Annotated in this window: 11 protein-coding genes, 1 tRNA gene and 1 pseudogene; 6 read left to right on the top strand and 7 right to left on the bottom strand. The window is 61.0% G+C overall.

Features of this window, described 5'->3' with window-relative positions; all coding sequences use genetic code 11:
• A pseudogene (locus ACWUKX_RS27275) lies at positions 1-139 on the bottom strand (c-type cytochrome); the annotation flags it as partial.
• Between the two features lie 291 nt (positions 140-430).
• Here ACWUKX_RS27275 and ACWUKX_RS27270 point away from each other — a divergent pair.
• Both ACWUKX_RS27270 and ACWUKX_RS27265 read left to right on the top strand, forming a co-directional pair.
• The gene (locus ACWUKX_RS27270; protein WP_456009807.1) at positions 431-1348 is read left to right on the top strand and encodes an alpha/beta fold hydrolase; all 918 of its coding nucleotides are present in this window, start codon (positions 431-433) and stop codon (positions 1346-1348) included.
• Positions 1341-1667, top strand: coding sequence for an antibiotic biosynthesis monooxygenase family protein (locus ACWUKX_RS27265; RefSeq protein ID WP_456009806.1), 327 nt, complete (start codon positions 1341-1343; stop codon positions 1665-1667). The genes ACWUKX_RS27270 and ACWUKX_RS27265 overlap by 8 nt, the downstream gene beginning before the upstream one ends.
• A 78-nt stretch (positions 1668-1745) precedes the next feature.
• Here ACWUKX_RS27265 and tig read toward each other — a convergent pair whose 3' ends face one another.
• Both tig and ACWUKX_RS27255 read right to left on the bottom strand, forming a co-directional pair.
• Positions 1746-3218 carry a trigger factor gene (gene tig, locus ACWUKX_RS27260; protein ID WP_455840925.1) on the bottom strand — a complete coding sequence of 491 codons (1473 nt, stop codon included), beginning with the start codon at positions 3216-3218 and terminating at the stop codon, positions 1746-1748.
• Between the two features lie 552 nt (positions 3219-3770).
• Complete coding sequence (locus tag ACWUKX_RS27255) at positions 3771-4649, bottom strand: hypothetical protein (protein ID WP_456009805.1); 879 nt, start codon at positions 4647-4649, stop codon at positions 3771-3773.
• A gap of 485 nt (positions 4650-5134) precedes the next feature.
• Between ACWUKX_RS27255 and ACWUKX_RS27250 the strand changes: the two genes are divergently transcribed.
• Positions 5135-5217, top strand: a tRNA-Leu gene (locus ACWUKX_RS27250).
• Positions 5218-5446: 229 nt separating this feature from the next.
• Entirely contained in the window at positions 5447-5578 is a 132-nt protein-coding gene (locus ACWUKX_RS27245; RefSeq protein WP_280950420.1) for a hypothetical protein, read from the top strand.
• Positions 5579-5611: 33 nt separating this feature from the next.
• On the opposite strand, the gene ACWUKX_RS27240 is transcribed toward ACWUKX_RS27245, so the two are convergent.
• The 3 genes from ACWUKX_RS27240 to ACWUKX_RS27230 are packed head-to-tail and all read right to left on the bottom strand — an operon-like array spanning position 5612 to position 8806.
• Positions 5612-7060 (bottom strand): aromatic amino acid lyase, encoded by a 1449-nt coding sequence (locus tag ACWUKX_RS27240; protein WP_456009804.1) that lies wholly within the window; start codon positions 7058-7060, stop codon positions 5612-5614.
• A gap of 52 nt (positions 7061-7112) precedes the next feature.
• Positions 7113-7694 carry a GDYXXLXY domain-containing protein gene (locus ACWUKX_RS27235; protein ID WP_455847579.1) on the bottom strand — a complete coding sequence of 194 codons (582 nt, stop codon included), beginning with the start codon at positions 7692-7694 and terminating at the stop codon, positions 7113-7115.
• The gene (locus ACWUKX_RS27230) at positions 7691-8806 is read right to left on the bottom strand and encodes a DUF2157 domain-containing protein (protein WP_456009811.1); all 1116 of its coding nucleotides are present in this window, start codon (positions 8804-8806) and stop codon (positions 7691-7693) included. Before ACWUKX_RS27230 ends, ACWUKX_RS27235 begins: the two co-directional genes overlap by 4 nt.
• A 237-nt stretch (positions 8807-9043) precedes the next feature.
• On the opposite strand from ACWUKX_RS27230, the gene ACWUKX_RS27225 reads away from it, so the two are divergent.
• Both ACWUKX_RS27225 and ACWUKX_RS27220 read left to right on the top strand, forming a co-directional pair.
• Positions 9044-9184, top strand: coding sequence for a DUF1127 domain-containing protein (locus ACWUKX_RS27225; RefSeq protein WP_091596947.1), 141 nt, complete (start codon positions 9044-9046; stop codon positions 9182-9184).
• 54 nt (positions 9185-9238) lie between these two features.
• Positions 9239-9379: a DUF1127 domain-containing protein gene (locus ACWUKX_RS27220; RefSeq protein ID WP_023802557.1), complete on the top strand. Its 141-nt coding sequence runs from the start codon at positions 9239-9241 to the stop codon at positions 9377-9379.
• A 375-nt stretch (positions 9380-9754) separates the two neighbouring features.
• On the opposite strand, the gene ACWUKX_RS27215 is transcribed toward ACWUKX_RS27220, so the two are convergent.
• Positions 9755-10315, bottom strand: coding sequence for a hypothetical protein (locus ACWUKX_RS27215; protein ID WP_456009810.1), 561 nt, complete (start codon positions 10313-10315; stop codon positions 9755-9757).
• Between the last annotated feature and the right edge of the window lie 20 nt (positions 10316-10335).

The following is a 10335-nucleotide window of genomic DNA, read 5'->3' as shown; positions in this document are numbered from 1 at the left end:
TGTTCTTGTCCTCGTCGACGACGTGGCAGGCCTTGCATTTGGCGAAGACCTTCTCACCCGCGGCGGCGTCCTGCGCCTGGGATTGGCTCGTGACTAAGATCGCAACGGATACGGTAGCGAAAAACGCGATTGCACGCATGGCATTTCCTCCCCGATCGCCAAATCTGCCTTGGACGATCTGCGCGCGCAGACTTTCGCCGGCAAGCGCCCCTTGCACGAACAGAGCGGAATATCCGCGTCCCCCGCATGGAATTGCGGCATCTACATACCACAGAATCTGGCCGGCAGATAGAAGAAGTCGACCAGCCAGATTGCCCGAAGCGACGGGCGGCTCGAGCGGCGTCGGGGCGCGGTCGGAACGCATACCGGGTAAAGGCGTTAGACCAGCTACGGTTAAGCATCTGGAAGATCAAAGATTAGAGAAGCGTCCATGAACGACGGGAGCGTCCTGGAGGTGCGCCACGGCACCCTCATGATCGATGGCGACACGATCTTTTACAGAGAGGCAGGCCCTGAAGCCGCGCCGGTGTTGCTGCTTCCGCATGGTTATCCCTGCTCATCCTTCCAATATCGCCGGCTGATGCCGGCGCTCGCCGATCGGTGGCGGACGGTTGCGCCAGACTTCCCCGGCTTTGGCTACAGTGGAACTCCCGATCCGGCACGGTTCGGTTATGATTTTGACGCTTACGCGACTTTTCTGGAGCGGTTCACCGACGCGCTGGGGCTCGGCAGCTACGCGCTGTGGCTGCACGACTACGGCTCGCAGATCGGCCTGCGGCACGCCATAGCGCATCCATCGCGGATCAGGGCCCTCATCATCCAGAATGGCGACATCTACGCGGATGCTCTTGGCCCCAAATACGAAACGATCCGACGTTTCTGGCGGGATCCTTCACCAGCGAACCGCGCGCCGCTCGAGAGGGCTGTGAGCGAGGACGGCTTTCGCGCCGAGTTCGTAGGCGAAGTCGATGACGACGTCGCTCGACGTGTCCCGCCCGATCTGTGGAAATTGCATTGGCCGCTGATGGATACGCCTGTGCGCCGTGCGCTTTCAGTCGGACTGATGGAGAAGCTCAAGGCTAATCTCGACTGGTTCCCTCGTTACCAGGGATATCTGCGCGAGCAGCGGCCGCCGGCAATGATCCTTTGGGGACCGAAGGACGAATACATGCCTGAGCCGGCAGCGCGCGGCTATCTGCGCGATCTCCCCGAGGCCGAGCTGCATTTGCTGAAGGACGCCGGACACTGGCTGCTGGAGACCCATTTCGAGGTCGCCCTGCCGCTGGTGCGACGGTTCCTCGCGAGGTCCTGCATTAATCGCCCGCACAGAGGAGCACTTCATGACTGACAACGCCACAATTGCCCGGATCTGGCGGGGAAGGACACGCCGTGATCTGGCAGACGCCTATGAGCCCTATCTACGCCGCGAAGGCATTCCGCCGCTTCAGGAGAAGGCACTTGGCTTGCAATTTTTTCGCGAAGATCGCGAAGAAGAAACGGAGTTCGTGACCATCTCGTACTGGCCAGACGTCGAAGCCATGGCGAGCTTCACCGGCGGCGACCCGCACAAGATCCACCACCTGCCGCGTGACGAAGAGTTTCTCATTGAACTGCCCAAGCGAGTGACCGTGATGCGGATCCTCGTCAGTCAATTGCCTCGCGACTAGGGCGGCGGCCTTACGACGTCGGCGGCAACGAAAAAGGCCGCCTCGTGGGCGGCCTTTCACAATTCGCAGAATGCCGTGTTATTCGGCGTCTTTGGCGGCTTTCTTCTTCGGCGCGGCCTTTTTCTTGGGCTCTTCCGTATCGTCGGCCTGCTTGGCGTCGGCCTTCTTCGCGGCGGCTTTCTTCGCCGGCTTCGCCTTTGCCGTCTCGGTGTCCTCGTCGTCGGCCATCAACTCTTCCTTGCTGACCTTGACGTCGGTGATCGAGATCTGTCCGAGCAGATGGTCGACCACCTTCTCCTCGAATAGCGGCGCGCGCAGCGTGTTCAGCGCTTCGGGGTTGCTGCGGTAGAATTCGAAGGCTTCCTGCTGCTGGTTGGCCGGATAGCGGCGCACCTGCTCGAACAGGCCACGCTGCAATTCGTCGTCCGACACCGTCACGCCGGCCTTCTCGCCGATTTCGGCGAGAACCAGGCCGAGACGCACACGGCGCTCGGCAAGCCGCATATATTCGGCGCGTGCCTCTTCTTCCGTCGTCTCCTCGTCGGCAAAGGTGCGGCCGGCGGCTTCCAGATCGCGGTTGACCTGGTTCCAGATGTTGTTGAACTCGGCCTCGACGAGCTTCGACGGTGCCTCGAACGAGTAGGCGGCATCGAGCTGGTCGAGCAGCTGGCGCTTGATCTTCTGGCGCGTCATCGAACCGAACTGGTTCTCGATCTGGCCGCGCACCACTTCACGCAGGCGCTCCAGCGACTCCAGGCCGAGATTCTTGGCCATTTCGTCGTTGATTTCCAACGCACCGGGCTTGGACACTTCCTTGACGGTGACGTCGAAGGTCGCTTCCTTGCCGGCCAGATGCGCCGCCTGGTAGTTTTCCGGGAACGTAACCGTGACCTGCGTCTCGTCACCGGCCTTGCTGCCGATGAGCTGATCCTCGAAGCCGGGAATGAATTCCTTGGAGCCGAGCACCAGCGGCTGGTCCGTGCCGGCGCCGCCGCTGAAGGCTTCGCCGTCGATCTTGCCGACATAGTCGATCGTCACGCGGTCGCCTTCGGCGGCCTTGCCGGCCTTCGGCTCATAGGTGCGCGCCGATTCGGCGACACGCTGGACCTGCTCGTCGATTTCCGAATCCGGCACGTCGAACACCTGACGCGTCACCTTGATGTCGGAGAAATCCTTGATCTCGATCTGCGGAATGATCTCGTAGTTCAGGCGGAACTCGAAGTCTGCGCCGCCGGCCAGGATCTTCTCGGCCTCCTTCTCGTCCTCGGTCATGATCACTTCGGGCTGCATGGCGGCCTTTTCGCCGCGCCCGGTAATGATCGAACGGGTCGAATCGTTGAGGATCTCGTTGACCACCTCGGCCATGAACGACTTGCCGTAGACCTTGCGCAGGTGCTGCACGGGCACCTTGCCGGGGCGGAAGCCGTTGATGCGGACCTTGTTCCTGGCATCGGAAAGCCGCGCCATCAGCTTGGCTTCCATGTCACCCGCCGGCACGGTGATCTTGATCTCGCGCTTGAGACCGGAGTTGAGCGTTTCGGTGACCTGCATCATAGAACCTTTGTTTCCACCAATGAGGCAGCCAAACGGCTCCTGCCGTTACAGCCTGCCGGTATTATCTTGCCGGGAATGGCTTTTGGTGCGGGACTTGCCGATCTGTCCGCCCAATGCGGCTCAAATCCTTCAGAAATACGCTCCAAAATGTGAATAAGTCTTTGTTTTTCCTACTTCTTATCACATTCTGCAGAAGCGGATCGTCGCATCCCGTCACATTCGACACGCCTTTTGTCACAGGCTCGGCTAATTTTCAACCATCTTCGCGTCTACAGCGCCGCGCGTCCTCTTGGACGCGCAAAGGACGCTGTAGGACTTTCATTTTGGCGCGGGATCCTTTCCGAAAATCGGTTTTTCGATTTTCCGGATCATACGCCGGCGAACCGCCCCCAATTTTGACGGCGACATTGACAGAATGATGGCTCAGCGCAGCGATCCTGACGCAGAGAAGCCCGCCACGTTGCGAGTGGCGGGCCGCCGCGAGGCCAGGAGGCTATTGCCAAAAGCCTCCACGGCGGATGCGATACTCCCGTTTGCGCAACAGACTCCTCAACGGCGTGCGATCAGCAAGCAAAGCTCACGTAGGTCGCCATCGTACGTGCCGCTGCTCCCGAGCACGTCGACGCAACGCTTCTTCATGCGAGTCAGTTGGCTGCTGGACAACTGCGAGACCACGCTCGGCACGCTGGAAGTGCTCGGCGCCCCGGCTGTTCCAAGAGTTCCCAGCGTTCCAGGAGTGCCCGGTGTACCCAGAAGGCTTGCACCTGCAACGCCTACACCGGCACCCCGGGCGACACCACCAGTGCCACCACCATCGGCACCTAAGCCGACAGTTTTACCCCTGGTGTCGCCGACACTTGCGCCTGCACCAGCAGTTATACCCCCGGTGCCGCCCACATTGGCGCCGGCACCAGCGGTAATGCCCTTGCTGCCGCCAATCGATGCACCGGCGCCGGCATTCACCCCGCTTCGGCCGCCGATCGAAGCGCCGACACCCGCGGTAATGCGTTTCTCGCCGCCTATCGCTGCACCGGCACCGGCATTCACCCCGCCGCTACCGCCGATCGATGTACCGGCTCCTGCATTCACCCCGTTGCTACCGCCGATCGAAGCGCCGACACTCGCGGTAATGCGTTTCTTGCCGCCTATCGCTGCACCGGCACCGGCATTCACCCCGCCGCTACCGCCGATCGATGTACCGGCTCCTGCATTCACCCCGTTGCTACCGCCGATCGAGGCTCCGGCTCCCGCATTGATGCCGCCACTGCCGCCGATCGAGGCGCCAAGACCGGCGTTTACGCCGCCACTGCCGCCAACCGATGCGCCGGCGCCGACGCTAATGCCGCCTGCGCTGGAGGGTAAAGACAGAGATACAACAAGTGCACCACCGGCCAAAGCTGTGGCGAAACGCTTAACGACATTTGCCATGACACTCCTCCTTTGGTAGTTACCTCAGCAGCAGTTTCAAAGCCTGCTACTTTGGCGACAACGAACTCAGAGAGTTTTTGAATTGCTAACCCTGAATTTGTTTACGATCGTGACTTACGGGTAGCAAAAAATTTCGCCTCAATTTGAAAGAATTGTGAATACATTCCCAGGCAGAAAAACCTGACCGCCGATGAGTTCGTTCGCGCCGCCGTCGCCTACTTTGGACGGGAGATCCGCGCCGTGGCCGCCGATGGCACCATCTGGTGCTCATCTTGGCCGACAGCTTTGCAAGAACCCGAAATATGATCCGTCAGTTCGAGGCGATGCCAACGCGTGGCGCGGCGTGAAGTCCACGGTCCACCGACAGGGGACTTGCCCAGGCGACTGGCATAGACGGCACGCGGGGGCCGAAAAACCTCGAAAATCTAAGTCTTGAACTTATGACACAGCTTGTGACATAGACGTGTTACGGTGACACAAAGCCAGCGGGTATGGCGGAATTGGTAGACGCACCAGATTTAGGTTCTGGCGTGAGAACGTGGGGGTTCGAGTCCCTCTACCCGCACCACTGCTCTCCTAGAAAGTGGAGGTTCCAGTGCCGAAAGCGTAGGGTTCGTGTCATCGTACCAAGTTTTTCGCCAAAAGGCCTGGAAACGCCGCGTTCTCCCAGGTGCGACCTGTTCGGCAGAGCATCAATTGGCCCTTGCGAAAGCTGATCCTGCTCAAGATGACTGCCGGGAACCAGCCTCGGCAAAACACGTTGCTAAGTCATCGACCTTCACAAAAGGATCCGTGCGATGGCGAAAGACCTATCTCGCGAGGAAGAGAAACGCGGCACCGGAAAGGTCTTCATGTGGGGCGCCGTGATCATCGCTGTGCTTTTTGTTGCCCTAATGGCCGTGTTCATCCTCGGGCCGTTCTGGTCTTAGCCGCCATTTGGGCATCGTGAAACTCCAGGCCGCTTACTGCTCAAAGACCTGGCGCGTGAACCACTCGGTCAAATTCGCAAGTTCAGGTCCCAGCACGCGATCGTCGCCGACCGGCGGCACGATGCTTCTGATATCCGCGACGAACGACTGAAGCGCCGGAGGCGCCACACGCTCGGTTACCTGCAGCGCCTGCGAGGCGATCACCGCCAGCATCGCCATCGCGGCATCGAGGCAGCGGCCGGCGCGTGCTTCCTTCGTCCAGGCGAGGAACACCGTCGTCGCTACATCGTCCTGGCCGGCGCCGGCCGATTCCGTTCCCGGGATGAAGGTGCGCTGCGCCGCGAGTTTAGCGTGCTCCAGATAGCCCGTGATCGCCATCGGCACATAGCCGACATTGCCGTGACCATCGCTGTCACTCCAGTCCCGCCCCGTCAAAAGCAGATCGGGCAGGAGCGACACCTTGCCGTTCAAAAGCTTCGAGGCGTGGCGGTCGCATAAGAGGCAGATATCGGCCCATATCGCTGCCAGATCATCCAGGGCGGGTGTTGCCATGGCATTGTGGTAGCCGCCCGTGCTGATGCAGCGCCCGAGCGGGTGCCGGTCGTCAGGCGGGATGTAGACCGGGTTGTCCGATACCGAAGCGAGCGACACAGTAGCCGCCCGCTCTGCCGACGCCAGCGCGCGATGCGCGTGCCCCAGAATGCGAGGGACGATGCGATAGCTGACCGGCGCCTGGTAATTGCGGCGCCCGGTGCCGGCACTGGCAAGAAACTCCCTCAATCCCCGCAGGGCCGCGGCTTCGTGTTCATCGCCCCAAAGCGCGTCGAGCGCCGGATCGTAATGTTCGAGCGGCGCGCGAAACGCTTCGATCGAAAGCGCAAAGACCTTTTCGGCAAGGCGAACGCGACGGCGCGCCGCCAAGGCGGCATCGGCCACGAGTGCGGCAGCGCAGGGCGAGCCATTGATCAGGGATCCCCGTTCCTTGATTTCCAGGTCGAAGCGCGTCGAAAGCTCTGCAAAGAGCGGATAAAGAGCGAGGATTTCACCGGCGCCGCCCTGGCCGGAGGATGGCACCATGGGCATGGGTCCGCCGTCCAGCATCGCGGCGACGGCGAGCGCCATACGCGGTGTAGTCGCGGCATTTCCTTCGAGGAAATTCGTCAGACGGGCGAGCACGATCGCCCTCACCACGCGATCTGGCAAAGGCTCGCCGAATGATGTGGCGGCTGCGAACGCCTTGATGCGCGCATGGCGATCCCGCTCGCCAAGTTCGAGCCGCCTACTCGCCAGTTCTCCCATGGCGGTGGTTACGCCATAGATGACCGGCACAGGGTCGGTTTCGATAAGACGCAGGAACGACGCGCGACACTCTGCGATGCGCTGCAAAGCCTTGCCGCTGATTTGCACCGTGTCTTTCTTCCAGGCGACGCGGAAAACAGAGCTGAGATTTATGTCTTCTCGTGTCGTCAGGATAATTGTCATGTTTGATGCTGTCCGAGCGGCCACGCTTTCCCAATTCTAATCCGGGCCAATTCTAATAAAGTGGCTCCTCGAACAGCGTCTTGTCGCCGTCCATCAGCGCCTTGATCTGCGCGGCGCCATCGGCTGCGATTGCGACGCGGACGCCGAACGGCCGCACCCGCATATCGTCCTGGATCGCTATTCCCTCGCCTTCCGGCAGGTAGAAACGTTCAATGCCGTAATCCGGCGCGATGGTGGTGGCTGCGCTGAGATCCCACCCCGCGGACACATGCCCGACGATATCGGTTTCGTCGGATGCTGCCGGCGCCGGCGCGTGCCCGAACCAGGCCGCTGTCGCCTGCCAATAGCCGTCGGCGCCCTGCTTCAGCCTGACGACGATTGGCGTGTCGTCGCTCGTGAGCTTGCCGGCGGGAATGTTGGCGATCAGCTTCACCGGTATGCGGGAAATATCGTAGCCAAGGCGAATGAAGTCGCCGCGCAGCAGATCGCGCGGATCGATCGGTTCGACCCTAAGCAGCACTTGCTTGCCGTCGCGCAGGATCGCCGCCCGACCAGCGATGATCCAGCTCAGGAAGCCGATCTGGACGAGCGCCAGCACCACCGCCGAAATGATCAGCCGTTTACCGGTCATCATGCCGCTCCTTGCACGCTCGGGGCTCTCATGCGCTTTTCCACGCGGAGGATGACAAAGGCAAGGATGCCGAGAAGCACAGCTGCCGCCAGGAAGAAGCCTGCCGTGTCGAGCATCGACTGCAACATCACCACATAGATGATGGCGAGTTCGAAGGCGAAGCCGGCATAGGCAACCCAGCGCAAGCCCCTGCTGTCGCGTCCGCCCAACACGATTGCCGCGACAATGCCGGCAAGCGCAACGGCCGAGGCAATGGCAAAGCCGCTGTTGTAGCTACTTAAATCGGCTAATTCGAACTGGATCATCGCCAGGCCGGTGAGAAATCCGACCAGCGCGTGCAAGGGCAGCCGGCCGCCCAGCTGCAGTATCCAGTCGACGGGCTCGGCAGCGAAGATCGCAGCCGAGAAAAGCAGCACCGACACGACGACGAGCGGCACAGCGACCTGCAGTGTTTCGTATTCCGTAAACAACAGCACGAGATAGAAGATGACCGACAGGATGATCAGGTGGCGCGCCGCCTGGCTGCGGCTCCAGAACGAAATGGCGAACAACACGCTCGCCATGACGACGAAAAGATGCGGAAATTCCGCGCGACTGAAATAATCGAAGCCCTTCAGGAACAGCCAGGCATCGGCAATGCCGACAGCAGCGACTGTCAACGGGTTCGAGCGCAGCGCAACCGCAGCCAGGGCCGTGCCAGCGCCCCAGGTGATCAAGGCCGATGCCTCGTCGCCGGACAAATGATACATCTGGCCGATGAGCGCGATCGATCCCCCGAATGCCGCCGCGGCGACGATCCAGAGGGCCTCGCCCATTGCAGTATGGTCGCGTGTCTTCAGCACGGCGCCGCCGACATAGCCGGCGAAGATGATGGCGAAGAGCGCTGCCACCCGCGCCAGCCGCGGGATGGCCTGCCAATTGGCAGCGACGAAGATCAGGACGGCCGCACCAAAAAGCAGCGCCGCAATCATCGCCAGGATCGAGCCGAAGCTCAGTGATTTGCGCTCATTGGCCTCGACGTCGCGCGTCAGCGCGTCGGCCGTCGAGGCATCGATCAGGCCAACCTGCAGCCATCGTGCGATATCGGTCCTGACGCGTGACGAATAGCTCGCTATGCCTTTCTCCCCCAGCTTGGTCTTTTTTTCAGCCGATCCGGCCAAGCCGTTGACGCTACGGCATTTTCCGATTCGGGTTAATCTGTGTCGAAGTCGTGATTTGGCGGTGATGGTGCATTGCACAATTTGCATTGCTGCTATGCACCAATAGCCCTTTTAAATCGATATGACCCCACCTATCTTCAGGTCGTACACAAAGACGGAATGATCCGAAAGAAAGACGAAACGAGAAATACCATGAACCTGATCCGCAACTACCGCAACTGGCGCCGCTACCGGGACACCGTTTCCGAGCTGAGCCGCCTAAGCACCCGCGAACTGACCGACCTCGGCATCAGCCGCAGCGACATCCACTACGTCGCCCGCAAAGCGGTCTAATCCTCTTCGGACCGCAAATGGTCCGAACCAGTTTGACTTGAAAAGAGAACGACAATGAACCTAATCCGCAACTATCGTAACTGGCGCGTTTATCGCTCGACGGTTACCGAGCTGGGTCGCCTTTCGAACCGCCAGCTGCATGACCTCGGCATCGTCCGCGAAGAGATCAAGAGCATCGCCCGCAAGGCGATCTAGTCAAGGAATTTCGCCAGGGTTGACCTCCTCCCCAACCCTGACGAATACGGTCAGCCTTCACCTCCTCCCGAGGGTTTGACCACAAAAACGGCGCCCGCCGCACCTCCTCCCGCGGCGGGCGTTGTTTCCCCAAGGCGAAACAAATTTCGTCCCAGGGCGAAACGAATTTCGTCCCCAGGGGTTTCGCCCCCCCTCATCAGGCGAAAGGAATTTCGTCAAAGCCGACCTCCTCCCCGGCGATGACGAATACGGTCGATCTTCACCTCCTCCCGAGGATCGGCCAGCAAAACGACACCCGCCGGACCTCCTCCCCCGGCGGGTGTTGTTGTTTCAGAGTCGAAGCAGTCCGAGAGCCGTTTTGGCGGGGGACTGTCGTCAGTCCAGCGCACCGCTTTCCAGCACGCCCCGTTTCTTCCACTGGCTCAGCGGAAAAATGTCCGGTGCGCCGCCCATCGGCGCATACCAGGAATCCACCACCCATTCGGTGCCCCCGCGGTCGCTGATCACCGCCGTCCAATGGGGATAGCGCCCGTCGACAAACAGGCCCCGCGAGGCCTTGTCCTCGACCTTGTGAAACCTGAGCAATTTTCGCTCGGCAAGATAGACCAGCAACGCATCCGTATTGGTCGATTCGTCGACACAATCCATCTGGCCCCTGATGCGCGATGCACCGAATTCCGACTGCGGCAGATCGCGAATGCCGATGGCCCGGAAGATGCGCTGCTCGAAATAGCGGACAGCCTTCGAAATAGCGGAACGCTCGGCTTGGGGCGAACCCGCGCCCGCACGCAGGATAGAGCGGAAACGCGCGCCGTCACCGGGGCCAAGCGCCAGCATCGTGCGATAGTTGCAACTATAGCCGTGGCATATGGGGATCCGCTTGGAAGCCGTCGCGGCCAGCTCGCCGGCGGCCGCTGATCCGGCCATGGCGATCACGACTGTCAAAAAGGTCGCTC

This window comes from Mesorhizobium sp. f-mel (assembly GCF_053850215.1).
Note: the sequence above shows the minus strand (reverse complement) of the source record. Positions and strands in the feature narration are given on the sequence as shown.